The 21149-nt window shown below is 49.5% G+C and carries 15 protein-coding genes, 8 tRNA genes and 3 pseudogenes; 5 read left to right on the top strand and 21 right to left on the bottom strand.

Going from position 1 to position 21149, the window contains the following annotated elements; translation table 11 throughout:
* Nucleotides 1-5 precede the first annotated feature (5 nt).
* Nucleotides 6-1754, top strand: a complete 1749-nt coding sequence (locus DXA97_RS00830; RefSeq protein ID WP_118718240.1) for an NADH-dependent [FeFe] hydrogenase, group A6 — start codon at nucleotides 6-8, stop codon at nucleotides 1752-1754.
* A 105-nt stretch (nucleotides 1755-1859) separates the two neighbouring features.
* Here the strand turns inward: DXA97_RS00830 and DXA97_RS00835 are convergent.
* From DXA97_RS00835 to DXA97_RS00850, 4 genes and pseudogenes are all read right to left on the bottom strand, one after another.
* Nucleotides 1860-3316 (bottom strand): annotated as a pseudogene (locus DXA97_RS00835) (4Fe-4S dicluster domain-containing protein).
* 72 nt (nucleotides 3317-3388) lie between these two features.
* Nucleotides 3389-4570: a SpoIIE family protein phosphatase gene (locus tag DXA97_RS00840; protein WP_118718241.1), complete on the bottom strand. Its 1182-nt coding sequence runs from the start codon at nucleotides 4568-4570 to the stop codon at nucleotides 3389-3391.
* Nucleotide 4571: 1 nt separating this feature from the next.
* A complete protein-coding gene (locus DXA97_RS00845) occupies nucleotides 4572-6305 on the bottom strand; it encodes a [Fe-Fe] hydrogenase large subunit C-terminal domain-containing protein (protein ID WP_118718242.1) in 1734 nt (577 codons plus the stop codon).
* A 2-nt stretch (nucleotides 6306-6307) separates the two neighbouring features.
* Nucleotides 6308-6547, bottom strand: a complete 240-nt coding sequence (locus DXA97_RS00850; RefSeq protein ID WP_118541471.1) for an NAD(P)H-dependent oxidoreductase subunit E — start codon at nucleotides 6545-6547, stop codon at nucleotides 6308-6310.
* A gap of 351 nt (nucleotides 6548-6898) precedes the next feature.
* On the opposite strand from DXA97_RS00850, the gene DXA97_RS00855 reads away from it, so the two are divergent.
* Both DXA97_RS00855 and DXA97_RS00860 read left to right on the top strand, forming a co-directional pair.
* Nucleotides 6899-6972 (top strand) — tRNA-Pro (locus tag DXA97_RS00855).
* Nucleotides 6973-6976: 4 nt separating this feature from the next.
* Nucleotides 6977-7048: transfer RNA gene (locus tag DXA97_RS00860), tRNA-Glu, on the top strand.
* A gap of 214 nt (nucleotides 7049-7262) precedes the next feature.
* Here the strand turns inward: DXA97_RS00860 and DXA97_RS00865 are convergent.
* Nucleotides 7263-7334, bottom strand: a tRNA-Gln gene (locus DXA97_RS00865).
* Nucleotides 7335-7524: 190 nt separating this feature from the next.
* Between DXA97_RS00865 and trpS the strand changes: the two genes are divergently transcribed.
* Nucleotides 7525-8586 (top strand): tryptophan--tRNA ligase, encoded by a 1062-nt coding sequence (gene trpS / locus DXA97_RS00870; RefSeq protein ID WP_118541467.1) that lies wholly within the window; start codon nucleotides 7525-7527, stop codon nucleotides 8584-8586.
* 138 nt (nucleotides 8587-8724) lie between these two features.
* On the opposite strand, the gene DXA97_RS00875 is transcribed toward trpS, so the two are convergent.
* The 16 genes and pseudogenes from DXA97_RS00875 to DXA97_RS00950 all read right to left on the bottom strand — a co-directional run bounded on the left by DXA97_RS00875 (nucleotide 8725) and on the right by DXA97_RS00950 (nucleotide 19734).
* A tRNA-Leu gene (locus tag DXA97_RS00875) sits at nucleotides 8725-8805 on the bottom strand.
* A gap of 140 nt (nucleotides 8806-8945) precedes the next feature.
* Nucleotides 8946-9019, bottom strand: a tRNA-His gene (locus tag DXA97_RS00880).
* Between the two features lie 36 nt (nucleotides 9020-9055).
* A tRNA-Arg gene (locus DXA97_RS00885) sits at nucleotides 9056-9129 on the bottom strand.
* A gap of 26 nt (nucleotides 9130-9155) precedes the next feature.
* Nucleotides 9156-9226 (bottom strand) — tRNA-Gly (locus DXA97_RS00890).
* Between the two features lie 14 nt (nucleotides 9227-9240).
* Nucleotides 9241-9315, bottom strand: a tRNA-Pro gene (locus DXA97_RS00895).
* Between the two features lie 129 nt (nucleotides 9316-9444).
* Nucleotides 9445-9936 (bottom strand): metallophosphoesterase, encoded by a 492-nt coding sequence (locus tag DXA97_RS00900; RefSeq protein WP_118541465.1) that lies wholly within the window; start codon nucleotides 9934-9936, stop codon nucleotides 9445-9447.
* Nucleotides 9936-10546, bottom strand: a pseudogene (gene rdgB, locus DXA97_RS00905) (RdgB/HAM1 family non-canonical purine NTP pyrophosphatase). The gene DXA97_RS00900 and the pseudogene rdgB overlap by 1 nt, the downstream one beginning before the upstream one ends.
* Before the next feature lie 104 nt (nucleotides 10547-10650).
* Nucleotides 10651-12240, bottom strand: a complete 1590-nt coding sequence (locus tag DXA97_RS00910) for a lectin like domain-containing protein (protein ID WP_182436760.1) — start codon at nucleotides 12238-12240, stop codon at nucleotides 10651-10653.
* Nucleotides 12241-12257: 17 nt separating this feature from the next.
* A pseudogene (locus DXA97_RS00915) lies at nucleotides 12258-13429 on the bottom strand (class I SAM-dependent RNA methyltransferase).
* 16 nt (nucleotides 13430-13445) lie between these two features.
* Entirely contained in the window at nucleotides 13446-13991 is a 546-nt protein-coding gene (gene yfcE, locus DXA97_RS00920) for a phosphodiesterase (RefSeq protein WP_118718243.1), read from the bottom strand.
* 139 nt (nucleotides 13992-14130) lie between these two features.
* Nucleotides 14131-14439, bottom strand: a complete 309-nt coding sequence (locus DXA97_RS00925; RefSeq protein WP_118718244.1) for a rhodanese-like domain-containing protein — start codon at nucleotides 14437-14439, stop codon at nucleotides 14131-14133.
* Between the two features lie 218 nt (nucleotides 14440-14657).
* Entirely contained in the window at nucleotides 14658-15248 is a 591-nt protein-coding gene (locus DXA97_RS00930; RefSeq protein ID WP_182436761.1) for a TetR/AcrR family transcriptional regulator, read from the bottom strand.
* A gap of 180 nt (nucleotides 15249-15428) precedes the next feature.
* A complete protein-coding gene (locus tag DXA97_RS00935; RefSeq protein WP_118718246.1) occupies nucleotides 15429-17231 on the bottom strand; it encodes an alpha/beta hydrolase in 1803 nt (600 codons plus the stop codon).
* Nucleotides 17232-17552: 321 nt separating this feature from the next.
* Nucleotides 17553-17846 carry a hypothetical protein gene (locus DXA97_RS00940; RefSeq protein WP_118718247.1) on the bottom strand — a complete coding sequence of 98 codons (294 nt, stop codon included), beginning with the start codon at nucleotides 17844-17846 and terminating at the stop codon, nucleotides 17553-17555.
* Between the two features lie 422 nt (nucleotides 17847-18268).
* Nucleotides 18269-18883 carry a C40 family peptidase gene (locus DXA97_RS00945; RefSeq protein WP_118718248.1) on the bottom strand — a complete coding sequence of 205 codons (615 nt, stop codon included), beginning with the start codon at nucleotides 18881-18883 and terminating at the stop codon, nucleotides 18269-18271.
* Nucleotides 18884-19233: 350 nt separating this feature from the next.
* On the bottom strand, nucleotides 19234-19734 hold the full coding sequence (locus DXA97_RS00950) for a DUF1700 domain-containing protein (RefSeq protein ID WP_182436762.1): 501 nt from the start codon (nucleotides 19732-19734) through the stop codon (nucleotides 19234-19236).
* 156 nt (nucleotides 19735-19890) lie between these two features.
* On the opposite strand from DXA97_RS00950, the gene DXA97_RS00955 reads away from it, so the two are divergent.
* Nucleotides 19891-20697, top strand: coding sequence for an MBL fold metallo-hydrolase (locus DXA97_RS00955; RefSeq protein ID WP_118718250.1), 807 nt, complete (start codon nucleotides 19891-19893; stop codon nucleotides 20695-20697).
* Nucleotides 20698-21149 lie beyond the last annotated feature (452 nt).

Below are 21149 nucleotides of genomic sequence, written 5' to 3' on the forward strand. Positions count from 1 at the left end.
TGGATATGGAGAATATTACGATCAAAATTAACGGCATAGAAGTCAGTGCTCCAAAAGGCTCCACCATTCTGGAGGCAGCAAGACTGGCGCACATTGAAATTCCGACACTCTGCTTTTTAAAAGACATCAACGAGATCGGCGCATGCCGTATCTGCGTGGTAGAAGTAAAAGGCGCAAGAAGCCTGGTAGTTTCCTGCGTCTATCCGATCAATGAAGGCATGGAAGTATGGACCAATACCCCGAAAGTACTGGAATCCCGCAGAAAAACCCTGCAGCTTTTACTTTCCAACCACGACCGCAAGTGCTTATCCTGCGTCCGCAGCGGAAACTGCGAGCTGCAGCAGCTCTGTAAAGAACTCGGCGTGACCGACGAAGGCTATTACGATGGTGAGCGCACCCCGTCCATGATCGACGACAGTGCCGTTCACATGATCCGCGACAACAGCAAATGTATCCTGTGCCGCCGCTGCTCTGCAGTCTGCGAAAAGGTACAGGGCATTGGCGTCATCGGTGCCAACATGCGTGGCTTTGCTACCTTTATCGGCTCTGCTTTCGACATGGGCCTGGGCGAGACCTCCTGCGTCTCCTGTGGCCAGTGTATCGCAGTCTGCCCGACCGGTGCCCTGCAGGAAAAATCCCAGGTGGACGAAGTTCTGGCAGCGATCGCAGATCCGAAGAAACATGTCATCGTGCAGACCGCCCCGGCTGTCCGCGCAGCTTTAGGCGAAGAATTCGGTTATCCGATCGGCACCAACGTACAGGGCAAGATGGCAGCTGCGCTGCGCCGCATCGGCTTTGACAAGGTATTCGACACCAACTTCAGCGCTGACTTAACTATCATGGAAGAAGCGCATGAATTCTTAGACCGCGTGCAGAACGGCGGCGTGCTTCCGCTCATCACCTCCTGCTCCCCGGGCTGGATCAAATACTGCGAACACTACTTCCCGGATATGACCGAGAACCTCTCCAGCTGCAAATCCCCACAGCAAATGTTCGGTGCCATCGCCAAATCCTACTACGCAGAAAAGATGGGACTGGATCCGAAGGACATCGTGTCTGTTTCCATCATGCCGTGTACCGCAAAGAAATTCGAGATTCAGCGGCCGGATGAAGCCGCAAACGGCGTCCCGGATGTTGACTACTCCCTGACCACCAGAGAGCTTGCCCGCATGATCCGCAAAGTCGGCCTGAAATTCAACACACTTCCAGACGAAGAATACGACGCACCGCTCGGTCTTGGAACCGGTGCTGCTGTCATCTTCGGCGCAACCGGCGGTGTTATGGAGGCTGCACTGCGTACTGCAGTCGAGACCCTCACCGGCGAAGAATTAAAGAATCTGGACTTCACCGATGTCCGCGGCATGGAAGGCATCAAGGAAGCTACCTACCCGGTAGCCGGACTGGAAGTCAAAGTTGCCATCGCCTCCGGCCTCGGCAACGCAAAGAAGCTGCTTGAGAAAGTCAAATCCGGCGAAGCAACTTACCACTTCATCGAGATCATGGGCTGCCCGGGCGGATGCATCAACGGCGGCGGCCAGCCGCAGCAGCCGGGCTATGTACGCAACACCGTCGATATCCGCGGCCTGCGTGCGAAAGTCCTCTACGACTCCGACAAAAACAACCCGATCCGCAAATCCCACGAGAATCCGGCCATCAAGGAGCTGTACGCAACGTTCCTCGGCGAACCAGGAAGCCAGAAGGCACATCACCTGCTGCACACTACATACATCAAACGCAAAGTAAACGAAATCTAAACAATATCGCACAGTAAACACAAATGGGCCGGAAGGTTCCGTCCCCACCGAATGGCGGGGACGAAACCTTTCGGCCCTCGTTCGTTACTGTGTGATATTGTTTACTTAGTGTCTGTGCATTGCCACCTGGTCTACGCCCAGATTCTTCAAGTTTGCATGCACTTCGCGGTCATCTGCCTGACCGATGAGAAGGTCTCTTGCCTTCTTTGCCTCCAGCTCGGTCTTATGCTTGCTCGGACCGCCTACACAGCCGCCTACACAGGCCATACCCTCTACAAAATCTGCCGGAAGCTTGCCGACTTTCATGAGAAGCAGGGCTTTCTTACACTCTGCAGCGCCGTTGCACTTCATTACATTCGGGGTGATATCCTCGTTCATTTCCTTGAAGCACTCTACCACCGCCGCGGTTACGCCGCCTGCGTTGCCGAAACGCTTGCCGAATACAGAACCTTCCTGATAGGTGTTTTCCTCCGGCTCAAGTTCTACGCCTTTCGCGCGCATCATGGCACGGATCTCACCAAAGGTCATGGCATAATCCGCGTTGTCCTTGATGTTTAAGTCCAGAGTCTCGCTTTTCTTTGCAATACACGGTCCGATGAATACGGTAACGGTCTCCGGGTCCTTCTCTTTCAGCATTCTGGAGATCGCGCACATCGGGGATACGGTGGTGGACATGTTATCTAACAGCTGCGGGAAGTGCTGCTTGATCATGTTTACGAAGGCCGGGCAGCAGGAGGTGGTCATCTTCTTACCCTCTTTGTAAGCCTCCGCCCACTCAGCTGCTTCTGCTGCAGCGGTCATATCGCCGCCTAAGGCAACCTCTACCATATCTGCGAAGCCAACCTTCTTTAACGCGGTCTTCCAGCTTGCCATGGTAATGTCAGCTCCAAACTGGCCCTCCGTTGCCGGTGCCACCATGCTACTACCTTCTTGCCTGCATTGATCATGTTGATGACATCTACCATAAAGGTTTTGGAGCCGACTGCACCGAACGGACAGCTGTGGATGCAGGCGCCGCATTGGATGCACTTATTTTCATCAATCTCGCATACGCCATACTCGTCGTAGGTAATCGCGTCTACCGGGCAGGCCTTCTTGCACGGGCGCTCCAGATGTGCGATCGCGTTGTACGGGCAGGCATTTGCGCACTTGCCGCATTCCTTACACTTGTTCGGATCAATGTGGGCGCGGGTATCCCCCATGCTGATAGCTCCGAAATTACAGGAATTCTGGCAGGCCTTTCCCATACATTTTCTGCAGTTATCGGTTACCGTGTAAGATGCGATCGGACACTCCTCACAGGCTGCCCCAATGACCTGGACCACGTTTCTGGAATCTTTACCACTGGTCGGGCATTTGCCCTCTGCCAGGCGGACACGCTGACGGATAATCTCGCGCTCCTTATAAATGCAGCAGCGGAACTGTGCCTGCGGTCCCGGGATGATGGTGTACGGAACCTGATCCTTGTGTTCCTCATCCAGCTCGCCAGCCCATGCCAGCTTTGCTACCTCATACAGTACGTCGTGTTTGATGCGTAAGATTGTTGCGTCATTTGTTACCATAGTTTTCTTTTCCTCCTCATTTCCGGATGTCCGCCTTTCGGACCCTTCCTCAACTCTCTATTTTCATATCATTTAATAATAAGTTACAGTTACCTGTTTTCCCATATCTTCCACAACCGTCTTCAGCTGCTCTACCAGATTCTGACGGATGCCTAAATCGAACGGCAATCCCGGATTCTGGTAAGCACTGTTGATGGCTTTTCCGACATACAGATGCAGCTCCGTACAGTCCTCGATCAGCATCTTGGCTACCATGGACGCGCCGTTTGGCTTGTCCAGTTCCAGGAAGAACTGCTCGGATACCGTCTCATTCTTGACATATCTTCTTAACAGCTGTACCACACGGTTCAGCGTCAGAACACCTTCCGTCACCAGTTCGATGCCATCCATATACGCGATCGGCGGAATGTCGGGATCTACGTATTCCATGGACACATCCAGACGTTTCTTTAAAACCCTGGAGACAATGGTGGCGCTGGTTCCGCCGCAGACGATCCGCCTGGTGGAATCGTCACCGGACATAAAGCTCTTCACCATCTCTTCATCCATGGAAGGATCCTGGGCCGGTCCAGTCATCAGATGTACCGGCTTCGCGTTGATGATGCGCATGCACGCCACCGTGGTGTCATCACCCGGCCGGTACTGGTAAAGCTCATCGCACGCCTGGCAGATGGATGCCGCCAGACGCATGGCCGATATTGTCAGCGCGTACTGTTTTACTGCATATTTGGCAATATCTTCCCAAAGCCAGCCGAAGTTTAAAAGCTGGCCCACACCTGCATGGACGGTTCCATCGCTCATGAGGATCAGCGCATCTCCGCGCTGGACCTTAAAACGGAATTCATTAATCTTTTTGCCCTGGACTTCCCGGATATTCTGCGGGATCGGCACCAGCTGGCCATTCCGGATAAAGATGCAGCTCGGATTGTCAAACTCGACCAGATACGCATCTCCGCTGTGAAAGACCTGCAAAATGCTGAATGTGGAATATGCGACCTGCCGCACCTTACAGATGGGCAGCGTCTCCACGATCGTCTCCACGCACTCTTCCAGGGTTGCCCCGTTTAAAAACATGGTTCCCAGGATCTTGGAGGTCAGCGTGGCAAGGATATTCGCCTTTACGCCGCTTCCCATGCCGTCTGCCAGGATCATGATGTTAGAATCGTCTGTTTTTAACAGCTCGACCTTGTCCCCGCAGAGGACCTCCGAAAACTTATTCAGGCTTTTATAAGCAACATCTACGGTAATTGCCATTCTACTTACCTCCGTTGTCGCTTCCATCCTCCAGAAGGGATCTGCAAAGCTTCGTCAGCGTCGTCTTGGTCTCTGCCGTTGTCTCGCCGAGAAGGCCCGCGATCTCCTGGGCTACCATCATCTGCTTGTGGATGACCTTCTGCGCCAGGTCGATGGTGTCTAGCTTGCGCTCATACTCCAGTCTGGCCTGCTCTTCCTCTTTCGTAATATCGATAAAGGTAGCAAGCACCACATTCTGCTCCGGTATGTATACAATATTCTGAAGCGTATCCAGCTTAAACTCTGGATAATGCACCTTTTTGCCGTGGATATTCTGGTGCGTATCGAACACCCACTGGAAATCCGACGGATCGATGAACTCGTAAAGGTACATCTGCAGTGCTTCCGCACGGGTCTTTCCAAAATATTTTTCGCCCACAGCAGAATACTCCAGAAGCTTCATATCTGCATCGACGATCAGGACCACATTCGGGGATGTCTCCATGACCAGATTCGCAAAGGACTTAGACTTCTCGTACATGAACGGGATGCACATGTCAAGCTCTGCCTTCTTCTGGTACACTGCAATGGCCTTTTCGCGGCAGGTCGGATACCCGCAGGCACCGCAGTTTAACTCATCGTCCGGACGCACCTTGCCAGTCTTTGCAAGAATATCGCGGATTTCTTCTTCGGAAGGAACCGGATCCTTTGGCGTGCGGTCCAGAAATACCTTGTGCAGGGATACTTCTTCCAGCAGCGGCTTTGTTTCCGCTTCCGGTACCGGGTCACGGGAAATCCGATCTTCCATGTCGAGCTTCACCTTAAACCGTGAGATCGACTTATCATTTACAGTCGGCCCCTTGATGCAGCCCCCTGAGCACATGTTCATCTCAATGAAGCAGCCGGTGATCTCGCCGCGGACCATACTCTGGCACAGATCGATACAGTTGCTCTCCCCATGCACATAAAACTTGCGGTATTTGTCCTGCTTTTCCTCTGTGACCATAACCGAATTGATCACTCCACTGGTCACCGGATAGAGCCGGTTTACCCGCGGGTCCAGCCGCTCAAACGGCGTGTCCTCACAGTCTTCAATGACAATGTCTTCCTCATTCAGCCAGCGGCTGATGTCGTTGAAATTTAAAACGGCATCGACGCAGTCCGCATGGCGCGGATCTAACGCTTCCTGCTTTTTGGCAATGCAGGGACCTAAAAACACCACTTTCGTGTCGCTTCCCAGTTCCTGTTTGATCATGCGGCCATGCGCGATCATGGGAGAAACCACCGGGGCCAGATACGGAATCAGCTGCGGGTAATATTTCTCGATCAGCGCATTCACGCTTGGGCAGCAGGTACTGATGATATTTTCCATCGTCCCCTCAGAAAGCAGCCTTGCGTACTCCGCTGTCACCAGCGCAGCGCCCTCTGCGGTCTCACGCACATCGGTAAAGCCTAAACGCATGAGCGCGCAGCGCACCTGACCGATAGTATGGTATTTCAAAAGGCCCATGTAAGATGGCGCAATGGAAACAACGACCTTCTCCCCCGCCTCGATCATATCTTTTACCCTTCCAAGATCACTGACCAGTGTCTTGGCAGACTGGGGGCAGATCTGCAGGCAGCGCCCGCATAAAATACAGTTGTCCGGCATGATCTCCGCACGGCCGTCCTTTACCATGATGGCTTTGACTTCGCAGTTTCGCACACACTTGTAACAGTGACGGCATTTTGTAGCTTTAAAGTCAATGATCGCCATGCTTACAGCCTCCCTAAAATTTCCTTTGCAAAGAAGTCATCGGTTGTTTCCGGCTTTAAGGAGAATAATTCCCCGTCTACCGTCACGCAGACACCATTTACACAGTTTCCGCTGCAGAATGCTCCGTTTAAATCTACCTTATCCGAAACACCATGCTCTTTTACCAGTTCCTGAAGACGCTGGATGATCTCTCTGGATCCCTTTAAGTGACATGCACTTCCAATACAGATCGTAACTCTCATAACTCAATCCTCCAAACTTGTTCGTACTGACCCATTGATTCTGGTTCACAAATCCATTAAAACATATGACTTACACGAATGCGCATAACACTCCTGTTTTCTGTGCATACTATAGGTTTATTTTCTCATATTGACACATTTTTATCAATTAGCAAATTGCATAAAACGGGAAAAATACGTGTTTTTTCTTTCATACACGGCATGGATTTCCCTTTTTCTTTTTTCCCCTGCCCGTTTCACACTTTTCAGCAGCAAAAAACCGCTTCCAAAAAAAGATAAAATTTTTTTCAAATTTTTTCAAAAAAGTGCTTGCATTATTTTTCAAAAGGTGCTATATTATTGGAGTCGCTTCGAGGCGTGGCTCAGTTTGGTAGAGCGCTGCGTTCGGGACGCAGAGGTCGCAAGTTCGAATCTTGTCGCCTCGATTCTGGCCTCATGGTCAAGCGGTTAAGACGACGCCCTCTCACGGCGTAAACTCGGGTTCGATTCCCGATGAGGTCATAGAATCAAGAATCAAAGCGAGAAAACACCAGAGCAAATGCTCTGGTGTTTTTTGTTTACTGCTCTCACTTCAAAACAAATATTCTCATACACTTCATGTATACAGCAATAAAATTTTTTCACTGAAACTTCCACTTGTGAAGATTATGAAGAGCACACAAAAAAGACGAGAAAACCTTCCATATAGGTAAAAGTTTTCTCGTCTTTTTTGTAGCTGGGCCAGCGGGATTCGAACCCTCGAGTGCAGGAGTCAAAGTCCTGTGCCTTACCGCTTGGCGATGGCCCAATGATTTATACGAATATAAACGCCTGTCTATTATATCTGATTCCAGTCAAAAAAGCAATAGCTTTGCATTCCAAATTCGGAAAATCCCCCTCCCGAAACCTTCGATTCAGTTGACGTGCCCCACGGAAAGAATTATAATAGAAGAATCAGCGGCTGAGCCGCACAAAGAATAAAGGAGTCCATATCATTTATGAAACAGATCATTCTGACCGGCGACCGTCCTACCGGCCGCCTTCATGTTGGCCACTATGTTGGCTCATTAAAAGAGCGTGTCAGACTGCAGAACTCCGGCAAATTTGATGAAATCTACATCATGATCGCCGATGCGCAGGCTTTGACCGACAACGCAGAACACCCGGAGAAAGTCCGCGACAACATCATCCAGGTTGCGCTTGACTACCTAGCTTGCGGTCTGGATCCGGAGAAATCCACTATTTTCATCCAGTCCATGGTTCCGCAGCTGACCGAGCTGAGCTTCTATTACATGAACCTGGTTACCGTTTCCCGCCTTCAGAGAAACCCAACCGTAAAATCCGAAATCAAAATGCGTAATTTCGAGGCAAGCATCCCGGTCGGCTTCTTCACCTACCCGATCAGCCAGGCTGCAGACATCACCGCATTCAAGGCAACCTCCGTACCGGCTGGCGAAGACCAGATGCCGATGATCGAGCAGTGCCGCGAGATCGTGCACAAATTCAACTCTGTATACGGTGAGACTCTGGTTGAGCCGCAGATCATCCTTCCGCAGAACCAGGCATGCCTGCGTCTGCCAGGTATCGATGGCAAGGCAAAAATGAGTAAATCCCTCGGAAACTGCATCTACTTATCCGATGAGCCGGAGGATATCCGCAAAAAGATCATGTCCATGTTCACCGATCCGAACCACCTTCGTGTGGAAGATCCGGGACAGGTTGAGGGCAACCCGGTATTTATCTACCTCGATGCATTCTGCCGTCCGGAGCATTTCGCAGAGTTCCTGCCGGATTACAACAACCTGGACGAGCTGAAAGACCACTACCGCCGCGGCGGCCTTGGCGATGTCAAGGTCAAGAAGTTCTTAAACAATGTGATCCAGGCTGAGCTGGCTCCGATCCGTGAGCGCAGAAAAGACTGGGAGCAGCGTCTTCCGGATGTTTACGACATTCTGGCAGAGGGCAGCAAGCGTGCAGAGGCAACTGCTGCAAAGACTCTGGCCGATGTACGCCACTCCATGAAGATCGATTACTTCGAGAATGGAACATTGAGCAAATAATCCGTGAAATAAGACTGGCAGGGTTCTGCAGCACAAAATATCACAAGACCCTGCCAGATACACAAAAGGCCCTGAAGAACAGGGCTTTTTTGTTGCACAAATACGCAAAAAGCTCTGTTTTCCAGAGCTTTTTTGTTATGCGGGCAACAGGACTTGAACCTGCACGTCGGTGACACCAGAACCTAAATCTGGCGCGTCTGCCAATTCCGCCATGCCCGCGGATATGAAATTGTCTGCCTCAAACTGCTGCAGTCTTCCTGATATAATCAACTCTTTCAGGACTTCTTCACCGCACTTTGAGCAAATATCAGATTGTAAAAAATCCTTACGCATTGCTTGCATAAGGACTTAACAATCAGGGTGGATAGAGGGATTCGAACCCTCGGCCTCCAGAGCCACAATCTGGCGCGCTAACCAGCTGCGCTATACCCACCATTATGAAATTCATCTTTCACTTTCGTGAAAGAAACGAGCCTGAAGGGATTCGAACCCCCGACCCACGGCTTAGAAGGCCGTTGCTCTATCCAGCTGAGCTACAGACTCACTTTTGAAAAGACTAGCTTTTCAAGAGCGGGTGATGGGAATCGAACCCACGTATCCAGCTTGGAAGGCTGGTGTTCTACCATTGAACTACACCCGCGTATTCATTTTCAATCGGGGTGACAGGATTCGAACCTGCGACCCCCTGGTCCCAAACCAGGTGCTCTAGCCAAGCTGAGCCACACCCCGGATCACTGAAAACCTGTTTGTTCTCCCGCGCTCTTTCGAGAGCCATCGAACAACGCGAGAGTAATTATATAATACAGGTCTTATTTTGTCAACACTTTTTCAAAACTTTTTTTACATTTTTTTCTTACGCTAATCTCCCAGAAACATCAGATGATATTTCGCGGTTCCATCGTCTTCCAGATCCATGACAATATAAGAAGGCATTCTGCCCTCCTGGCGCGGATAAGACAGGCTTCCTGGGTTTAAGAGCGTGATCCCTTCCCGCTCTTCCAGATACGGACGGTGCGTGTGGCCGAACATGGCGATGTCGCAGCCCCGGTCGGATGCTTCCTCCCACAGCCGGTCCACATCCAGCGATACATTATAGTAATGACCGTGGGTCAGAAAAGCGCGGTGTGGTCCCAGATCCAGCTCAATCTCGCGGTCCAGCTTAGAAAAGAAGTCATTGTTGCCCTGAACCATCACAAGCTCACACCCCTCATTCAGCCAGTCTGCAATGACATATTCGCTTCCCTCCGCATCGCCTAAATGAATGAGCATGTCGAGCGGCTTCTCCTTCTCGATCACATCGTACAAATTTCCGTCTTTTCTGTGAGTATCGCTCACGATCAGTATCTTCATCAGGATTCCTCCTCAAAGTAATGCGCTAACTCCCGTTTCATTGCCTCCAACGCTTTCCCGCGGTGGCTGATCGCATTTTTCTGCTCCATGGTAGCTCCGCAGAGGTCATGCCAAATTCCGGCAGGTACAGGATCGGATCATAGCCAAAGCCGCCGCATCCGGCCGGCTTTTCAGCAATCTGTCCTTCCATCGCCGCCTCTGTGTGAAGCACGCGTCCGTCCGGAAGCACCGCTGCAATGTTGCAGACAAAGCGGGCACTGCGCTCCTCTCCCTTCGCATCTGCAAGACGGTCAATGATATTCTGGTTTTTGATCTCATAGGAGGTATCCTCTCCCATATAGCGGGCAGAGTAGATGCCTGGCTCGCCGCCGATGTAATCTACCACGAGTCCGGAGTCATCGGCCAGCACAATATCGCCGGTGCAGTTCCAGACTGCACGGGCTTTGATCTCAGCGTTTTCCGCAAAGGAAGTTCCATTTTCCACAATTTCCGGATTTGCTCCGGCTTCCTTCATGGATACCACTTCGCAGTCAAGATCTGCCATGATCTGGCGGATTTCTTTCATCTTTCCGGCATTGCCGGTCGCAAATACGATTCTGTGTTTTTTCATGATATTCTCCTTATTTCTCCAGTCATTCCCATTCACGCGTCGGGAAATGTTCCAGCTCAATGTATGCTTTCAGGAATTTCTCCAACACTGCGCATGCTTTCCGATTACTCCCATGCCGTGTATGCTTTCAGACAAAGATTGCAGGCCTGCTGCTCCTCCGCAGATTCCCACAGATCCCCGTCCGCGCTGATATAGCCCTCACCATCGGTAAGATCAACCCGGCACCGTCCATCCTGCGAATCATACTCGATCGCCATAGGGTGGACTGCGCCCGGTGTTTTGAGCTCAACCAGCACGGCAAAACGTTTTCCCGGCTCAAGCTCCACCGGCTCTGCAAGCGGGATCGTATAATATCCCGCATAAGAAACACTTCCGTTTGTCGTTCCAAGCTTCTGCCGTTTCAAAGCTCTCCAGTCTGCATCAGACGGATGCTCCGGCACATTCTTTAGAATGCTGATCTCATACTCGGTATTCTGGCCAACTGCATAAAATCCTGCCGCCTGAACCTTCTGTGTTTTTCCAGCCGTCTGTTTTTTCTGTCCGTTCCCGGATTTTGAGTCTTTCTGAGCGTTCCCAGACTCCTGACTTTCCTGTTCGCTCGCAGTCGCCTGGTACACATTTGCCGCCCAGATCGTCTCACCTCCGTAGCCGATCTGTCCCAGCCAGCCGCAGAGATCACTCTGATAAATCTCATCATAATTATCTGCCGGTTCTACGCCAGAATAAACCAGATTGGTTGCTCCCAGATTAGTATCATAATAGGAAACATAGAAAAACCCGTCTTTTCCGAATCCGGTTCCCCAGCTGTTTTCGCAGAGAAATGCACCGTTTTCCGGCGGCAGGGTTGTAAAATTTTCAGCCGGATAATCATCGTCCCAGCCCACGATCACCACGTCATGGTTGGGCTGCTGCGTCCCGGAATAATAATAAGCCCCGTTTTCCTTCTTATAATAACGGCTGTCCTGTGTCTGGCCCTGAAGCGTTGTGTAAAGGGCGCTCTGCACGCCTCCGGTCCGGTACACCGCCTCTTTGATGGCATCACGGTCATATTCCGGCAGAATCTGGATTTCCTGCACATGACAGACTGCCTTTAAGCCCTCCGGCGAAATGCCGTCCCCGTAAGGATCCTCCTCCTCCAGAACAGGTCCGCGCCAGGAAAGCAGGTATGCCATGGACATAATATAATCTCCGCCGCTCTTCTGGTCCAGAAGGAAATACGGATCGTGGGACATATGGTCCTCAGAAAAATCGTATGATTTGCCCGGCAACATGCTGCTTTCAAGTGACAAAAGCGATGCAAATGCCCAGCAGGTGCCCAGGTCACCCTGATTTTTTACCGGGGCCGTGCGGCCATCAATACGCGCATCGTAACGGGAAGGGAGATCGCCTTTTTCCACCTTATCCCCGTTTTCCAATGCACTCTGATCCGATAATTCTTTCTCCGTTTTATCTTCCGCTTTTTTCTCTGCCTTTGGTTCGATTCCCTGTTTGCCTGCCTTTGATTCGCTTTCCTGTTTACTTGTCTTTGATCCGCCTTCCTGCTTATCCGGCTTTCCCCGATTCTTCCACTGCGCCTGCCTCGACTCAAAAACACTTCCCGGTTCAGGCTTTGGCAATGCCTGGCATCCGCTTATGGAAGCAATGAATAAGAATGCGGCAAGCATCCCGCAGGTTTTTCTAAAACATTGTTTCAACTTGGTCTTTCTCCACACTACTTGCGAAATTCTCCATCCGGCTTTCTTCTCGGCGGTTTCGGTCCAAGGAACTGATAAAAATAAGTCTTCATCATACCATTGTAGATCTTACGGTTTTTATCTGCCTTGCGGCCCATATATTTTTCTACATCTTCATAAGAAGTGATGATAAATGCAGACCAGCTGTCCAATGCCTTAAAGCGGTCACCGATCTGGGTATAGAGAGCCGGAAGATTTTTCTTATCTTCAATTCGCTCGCCATACGGCGGGTTTGTGATCAGGAAACCATATTTTTTCGGATGGCTCAGCTCTGCAACCGGACGCTGCTGGAAATGGATCATGTGCGCCACACCGGCAAGCTCTGCATTAGCTCTGGCTGCCTTGATGACCTCCGGATCCAGATCGTAGCCCTGGATGTCCACAGTCACGGTATCGTCCACCATCTCATGGGCCTCATCCATCGCCTCATACCAGCACTTGCGCGGGATGATCTGCTTCCAGTTTTCAGACAGAAAAGAGCGGTTCATACCCGGTGCCATGTTCGCTGCCATCATGGCTGCCTCAATCGGGAAGGTTCCGCTTCCGCAGAACGGGTCGACCAGAATACGGTCTTTGTTCCACGGAGTCAGCATAATGAGAGCTGCCGCCAGTGTCTCCTCGATCGGAGCTTTACTGGTCATCTTGCGGTAGCCGCGCTTATGCAGGGACTCTCCGGTGGTGTCCAGCGCCACTGTCACAATATCTTTATACAGAGATACCCTCACCGGATAATCTGCCCCGGTCTCCGGAATCACAGAAACCTCGTACGCCTGCTTCATGCGGTCTACCATGGCCTTTTTCATAATAGACTGGATATCCGACGGGCTAAAGAGCTTACTCTTGATGGAATTGGCCTTCTTGACCCAGAAACGGCCATCCTGCGGGATGTACTCCTCCCACGGTAGCGCCTTGGTCTCCTGGAACAGCTCCTCAAAGGTTGTTGCCTTGAAGCTCCCACCTTTAACAGGATGCGCTCTGTCGTGCGCAGAAAAATGTTTGCCCGGCAAATAGCCTCCGCATCTCCCCAAAAGGTTACTTTTCCATCTTCCACCTGGGAAATCTCGTAGCCAAGATCCAGGATTTCTTTTTTCAATACTGCTTCCAGCCCAAAATGGCAAGGTGCAATCAGTTCATATACTTTTGTCGCCATACCGTTCCTTTCCTAATTAACCCAGTTTTGCCTCTTTGACTACATTTCCGTCAAAGTCGAAGATCTTAAAATCCTGGTCTTCCAGAATTGCATAAGTTGCCGGATTTCCACCCTTCGGGATGGAGGTGGAACCCGGATTTAAGATGTAATGTCCGTTCACCTTTTCTGCTTTCAGAAGATGAGTATGTCCATGTACCAGAATATCACCAGCTTTAAGCGGCGGCATCTGGTCCTGGTTGAACAGGTGTCCGTGGGTAGCAAAGAAGGTCAGGCCATTCAGCACCAGAATAGCATAATCTGCCATAACCGGGAACTCTAAAACCATCTGGTCCACCTCAGCCTCGCAGTTTCCGCGCACGGCAATGATCTCGTTCTTGTACTCATTTAACATAGCAATGACCTGCTTTGGCGCATACTCCTCTGGGAGATCATTGCGTGGTCCATGATATAAAAGGTCTCCAAGCAGGATCAGGCGCTCTGCGCCAGACTCGCGGTAAACCTCCAGAAGCTTTCTGCAGTAATGCGCAGAACCGTGAATATCAGATGCAAACATGTATTTCATTGATTTTTTCCTCATCTTTCCTTGACATTAATACTGTTATTTTATTACCCACCCATAAACTTGTCAACGAATTACCCTATGTTTCGTATTTCTTGCATGTTACTGTTCACGCATGCGTGCCCGGCAATGGAAAATTTCCTCACTCCCACTCCAGGTATTTTCCGCGGTAGGCCTGGATCCCGCCGTATACATCAACCGCCTCGTATCCGAGCGAAGCCAGCCACCTTGCTGCCCGCATGCTGTTCGGTCCGTGATAGCAGTATAAAACGATCAGGCGGTCCGTCGGAAGTTCCCGGACACGCTGTTTCAGTTCATTTGCCGGAATGTTTACCGCTCCCCGGATATGCGCTTTGCAATATGCATCCGGATTCCTCATATCCACCAAAAACAGTGGTATTTCCCGGTCCAGATATTCATCCAGCTGTGCCCCGCTGATCAGATCCCACATACCGCCTATCCCCCGCCTGTCCCTGCTTCTTACTGTATCTTATGCAAGGGAACGGAATTTGGACAATCCGCAGCTGTACCGCCGACATTTTGGTACTATTGTTTACGCAGGCGTGTCCAGCAACGGGATCCTGACGCATCCCAGCGGAACTTTTTTGCTTCACAAGACTCAATTTCTGACAGAACAAGCAAAAGGAAGCCCCTTTCGAGACTTCCTTCCTATTTTTTCTGAAATGACTGCAACGCATACCCGGTCATCTGTTTCAGGCGCTCGTCCAGCAAAAATACTTGTTCCGGCGGACACAGGCACCATTCATACAAAACTCCCCGGAAAACAACAAACAGATATCCATTGATCTCTTTGGCAGAAGCATCTGTCTGCAGCTCACCTGCATCGATGGCCTTCTGGATCAGTTCCTGCATCCCCATATAAAGCCGGTCTCTATCATCGCTGTGCTTTCGCATCTGGAAGATGCGGTAGCAGGTAAATTCCCATCCGTCCGCCAACACTGCGGCAGATAACGTCTGTGCAAAAAACGTCCGGATCTTATCACAGTACGGTCCCTGTTCCTGTGCCCACTGATGCAGAAGCCTTCCCATTTCTATATCGTGATCCTGATACAGCTGGTCGATCATGTCATCTTTTCCAGTAAAATAATGATAAAAGGTTCCAGTTGTACAGCCAGCCGCGGACGCAATCTCCCGGACACCGACATCGGATATCTTTTTTTCAGAAAATAGTTTTCCCGCTGCCTCTAACAGCTTTTCCCTGGATCGCCTGGCTTTTTCCTGCTGTCTGTCCTTGCTCATCTGCATGTCTCCTGCTCAAACTAGATAAGATCGTAACCATATCACGACTGAATGCTTACGTAAAAAACATTATAATCCATTTTTCTATATTTGAAAAGAAACGAAATTTCTATTTTGCCATGCATATCCTGCCTAAAGAACAATCTGTACGGAATCAGTGAGGCAAACAAAGCAGTGGCATTAGCCAATCAGAGTAAAACCGGATAAGGTCACCATACCAGCAAACATTGCAGCCGGGATCACACCTACCCAGATATTGCCGAATTTACGGTACAGATAGGTTACAACTCCGGTTGTGCCGCCCATCATATAGCAGTAACCAAAGGCAAAGTCCAGTGCTCCGCAGCTGGTATTTTTTCCGGTTCCATATACATCGATCTGCGGAATCAGGGTCTGGCCGGTTCCAAGCATCATACTTCCGCCGTACTGGATCAGAAGGAGTAAGAACAATGCAAGCGCCGTCATCACCGTATTCACTGCAACGGCGATCCACATATCCTTCTTTTCATTTCCGGTGGAAGGCAGCACTCTCTGACTCATATTTCCGGTGAACATCACAAAGAAAATGATCAGCACATACGGAATTGCGCGGAAGATCCGCATCGGACACATTTTTAAATAAGTAGAAAGGTTCCACACCTGACAGTTGATGCCAAGGAAGCCCTCTAACAGTCCCAGCCATACAAACACAAAGGTTACGCAAATCAAGCCCATAAGGAATCCCTTTGCCGGTTTGGTCCAGTCAATCCTGCTTTCTGCTGCACCACCCAGAGCAAACTCGGACAGATGCATCGGATTTCCTTCTTTTTTCCGCTTGGAAGCAGTCAGAAGCATCCGCACGATACCGATCGCTGCCAATACCAGAAGCCAGCCCATGATACCATTTAAGTTTGCGGATGTCAGAACCTTAGACCAGACAGTTCCGGCTCCGGTCCATACCATCACATAAGCAGACACCGGAACAAAAATGATCATCGGGATGATCACTGCAAAGAGAACATCCAGAATCCATGCCTTGGCCCCACTTCTCGGCGCTTTTACCGGCACCGGATTCGCTGCTGATGCAAAGAAGGGATTCTGCATCAGCAGGTTCACCAGAGCCGCCAGTAAAAACATCATGGTCACGCAGGCAATTCCAGAAAAGATCTGCTGCGGAAGCCATGCCGTATCATCTGCCGGACGGCTGACCGGTTCTTCATTGACCGTAGATTCGAAGGATAAAATTGCCTGGATCGTCTCACCACTGATATTTCCAGTCTGATGCAGGGTTCCGCTGATCTCAGAATAGCGGAACAGCTTGCCATTCCGGTCATAATCTTTTCCGGAAACAACCTCCGGAAGACCAGCTGCTTTTGTCACATACTCTGTACAAGCCTGCGGATCCCCAATAAAGAAATAGTCGTACTGGTCTGCGTCGGACTTGATCAGACAGAAATTCGTGTCCACATCATCGATACCGCCTGCCATCTGGATCATAAACGGACCAAATACCTCACAGATGCTCTTGATCTGATCCGGCATTGCTTTATAAGTCTGAAGAACTGTCTGGGTTCCCGCAGAATAACCGATCAGATTGATCGCATCCTTCTCTACATAAGGCAGGCTGTTTGCGTACTCTGCAACACTTTTTGCCTGGATGCTGCGGTCTACAGACGGGTCGGATTCACCGCCGCCCTGCAAATCCGGTGATAAAACTACATAACCGCGGCGTGCCAGCTCCATGCTCCAGGTATCGTTGGAATGGGCATGGTTGGAACGTCCATGGTAAATGACTGCTACCGGAGCCGGTGTCTCATTGGTTGCGTTTTTCGGTATGTAGATAAGGGAACTTACAGTAGTTCCATCCTGACTGGTGAGGTTCAGCCGTTTGACCGCTACATTGCCCCAGCTGGTCTGAAAGCCCCAGACCAGAACTGAGCACATGACCAGAATTGCCATACAGGCAGCAAAAAACGAGACTGCCCTATTCTTTTTTCTTTCCATTTTCTTCTCCTTGTCTGCTTTGGTAAAATCGTTGAACAGAAATCCTTGACCCGGTTTCTGCCCTTAAAAATATAACGCGTTATGTTTTATAAAATATAACATGTTATATTTTTAACGTCAATTCAAGATGCACATTTTTTCTCCTAATTTCCTACTTTCAGCATTCTTGACAATTTTTTATCGGAAATCTATGCACATTTCCCATGCAATAATGTTGGAATAAAGAAAGAATGCAATTTCCTACAAAATAAAAAGACCGTCTTCCTAATAAAGAAGGCGGCCTCTTTTGCTAAGTCGTTGTCCGATTGTAACTTGATATCCTTAATTTCTTGCAGAGTTGTCCATATTACTTCTGCTGCTGTTCTGTGCCCGGTTCTTGGTACTGTTCTGCATATTATCCTGACCGGAATTACGGCTGCTGTTCTGAGTCTTATTCTGGCTGTAATTACGGCTGCCGTTCTGGGTCTTATTCTGACTGGAATTGCGGCTGGTATTCTGGGTCTTATTCTGACTGGAATTGCGGCTGGTATTCTGGCTGCTGTTCCGCTCAGAATCCATAGAATTGGAAGTGTGGCAGTCTCTGCTGTTGTCCATATCACTGTAATGATCTCTCATTGTGCATACCTCCTGTTTGGCTTTAACAAATTTGTTACGGGATTAGTATGCGAATTTGAAAGGAGAATATACCGATGCGCAGCTGTCGGTTTTTTCCAGTTTTTAAACACCTGCAATAGCTGTTTTTTCCGAATTTTCTTTTCACATCAACGTGCTGACCAGACAGGAATGCACACAAAGCGAAAAGCCAGACAGGGGAGCTATCTGGCTTTTCTTAGGGAGTATAAATAATTAATAAGGTTGAAGAAGCTGATTAAGGGGATCAGCATTCTTCAACCTCATTATAATGGAAAACAATGGAAAAAGCAACGTCCGATTGTTTTTTGGATACACGTTTTTAAGTTCCCAAGTTCCAGATTCCATGCGTGAAGAACCCACGACTGAAACCACGAGAATGTGGCGGCTGGTTTCTTCAATATCTGCTAGAACATGCTTACAATCTTGACTGGATTACGGTAATTCCACTTGGAAATTTTGATGCCGGTTGCATAGGTGGAGGCATGAACGATTTTTCCATCGCCGATATACATAGCTACATGGTTGATGCCTGAACCACCGGAATAGAATAACAGGTCGCCCGGCTGCATCTGGCTGGAGTTTACTGCATGTCCCTGGGTTGCCTGGGAACCAGAGGAACGGTTCATGCTGATACCTGCGCCATGCTGCATGACATAGCGCACAAAACCGGAACAGTCAACACCGGTATGCGGGTCATTGCCGCCTGCGCGGTACGGGCCGCCCACAAACTGGAGCGCATAGTCCACGAGATTCTGGCGGGCACTGGCTGTCTGGGCTGCTGCCTCTGCTGCAGCTGTTTCTGCTGCTGCAAGCTCCTCCTCCAGCTTCTTTGCTGCCTGAATCTCTGGAGCCGGTCCGTTGTCTTCGTCGGAATCCTCTTCCGCTGCCACTTCAAGTACAGTAGAAACCGGAGCTTCCTGGATCACTTCCGGCTCTGCGTGTGCAACCATAGGTTTCTGCCACATTAAACCGCCTGATACTGCCAGCACTGCTGCTATGTATAATACTGTTTTCTTCATGAACCGCTCTCCAATCGTGAATGATTTATTTCTAAATATTACGTAATTGTTAACTATGTTACAAACTGATTATACACGTGTGACGCTTTTCCGTCAAGCAATCTGGGCAGAATTTACTATTTCTTAATAATTTCCTTCATATTTCTGTGATAAATGTAAAAAACATGCATTCTCGCAGAGCATTTTTGTTTCTTGGAACGCAATTTCCTATGAAATCAAAAGAACCAGACCGTTCCGTACAAAAAACGTGAACTGTCTGGTTCTTAATTTGCAACTTTCGTGCTGCAGAAGATACTAAAATGAACAGCAGCGCTAAAGCTGCCGGGCACACTTGCATGAACAGCAGTGTTTTATCGGCGCGGCCCCTGCACAAGCCACATGATCAAAATTACAATTCCGATTACCGGAAGCAGCGGTATTACCAAAGTCAGAAGTCCTCCTATGATCGTAAGCACTAGCGTAAAAAACGCAATCACGATTACAACTGCCAGAAGCTTCCAATACCATTTATTCAGGTTATAGTAATGAATATTCCCGTTGCTGCCATAGGTTCCGTATGCTGTCTGCTGTTGTTCGTCCTGTCTGCTTCTTTCACTATTTCCCGTAAATCCGCCAAACGGATGATACTCCTCGTATTCTCCCTCTGCCGCCCCAGGCGTGGTGTCCATGATCGTGCGGGCAATCAGCCGCGGGTCACCAAGCTCTTCCATAATGTCCGATTCTGTGCGGCCATTTTGGCGCTCAGAACGGATATAATCATCATAATAACGGAGCTGGTCGCGCACTACCTGCGGTGGTACATTGCCGGAAAGCGCATTCTCCAGTCCCCGGAGAAATTCTTCTTTGCTCACGATGCTCCTCCTATCAAGCCCTCGTATTGCTGCTCAGGCACGTATTGCTTCTGCAGCAGCCACATTGCTTTTTTCCTAGAAGTATAGTACCATAAATACAACAAATTGAAAAGTTGTTACTTTGTTAGTTTTTATTTACAAGGAGTGAAAAAAATTATGGAAGAGCTTTATGTGTTTGGAACCGGCAATGCAAATGCCACTCATTATTACAATACCTGCTTTGCCCTGCGCGATGAAGACCAGTATTTCATGGTCGATGCCGGTGGCGGAAACGGCATTCTCCGTATTTTGGAAGATATGAAGATCGATTATCCGCAGATTCACCATCTCTTTGTTACCCATGAGCATACTGATCATATTCTTGGCGTCATCTGGCTAGTACGTTTCATTGCAACCCGCATGAAAAACGGCAAATATGAGGGTGATTTTAACATCTACTGTCACGACGGTCTGGTATCCACCATCGATACCTTTTGCAAGCTGACCTTGCAGGACAAATTCTACCGTCTGATTGGTGACCGCATCCACTTGATTCCGGTTCACGATAGCGAAACCCTGCACATTCTGGATTACGATGTCACCTTTTTCGATATCCACTCCACCAAAGCACGCCAGTTTGGCTTTACTACCGTCTTAAAAAACGGCAAGAAACTGACCTGTGCCGGAGACGAGCCATATAATGCCGCCTGCGAACCATACGTCAAAGGCAGCGACTGGCTGCTTCACGAAGCGTTCTGTCTCTACGATGAGCGCGATCGTTTCAAACCTTACGAGAAGCACCACAGCACCGTCAAGGATGCCGCTGAGCTTGCAGAAAGCCTTCATATCCCGAATCTGGTGCTCTGGCATACCGAAGATAAATCCGTCGGAAAACGGAAAGAGCTTTATATGGCCGAGGGAAAGGCTTATTACCACGGCAATCTCTATATTCCGGAGGACCGCGATATCCTGACGCTTTCTTAATGCTAAAGAAGCCGGACAGTTACAAGCTTTCTCAATACATATCGACCGTCTCCCTCTCATAAAATGAAATGGCAAAGAACTTTACCAGTCTGCCGTATTTCTTTTTATGGGAGGTTTTCAGCCATGAACGATCCAAAACAGACAGACAAAAAGGACATGCGCCATTCCCAGTGCAGTGTCCTTTTTCTCTTATACACACAATGCTTTCGCTTTACACAATTTCTGATTTATGCAGAAATCCTGACATTAGCCCTGCTTTTTTTCTCTTACGCGTTTCCGCTTCCTCTGGCACAGCTATTTCAATCAGGCAGCCCTGCTGCTGCCCATGTAAGTACACATTCTGATAGCGCAACCTCCCATAACGAAAAAAAAGATTTTATCCACTGGGTCGACTTTACTGTAACCAATGAGGCGCTCCGCCAGGCACTCCGTCTGGATGTCGACAGCTACAC

This window comes from Clostridium sp. OF09-36 (genome assembly GCF_003481985.1).
GTDB lineage: Bacteria > Bacillota > Clostridia > Lachnospirales > Lachnospiraceae > Brotaphodocola.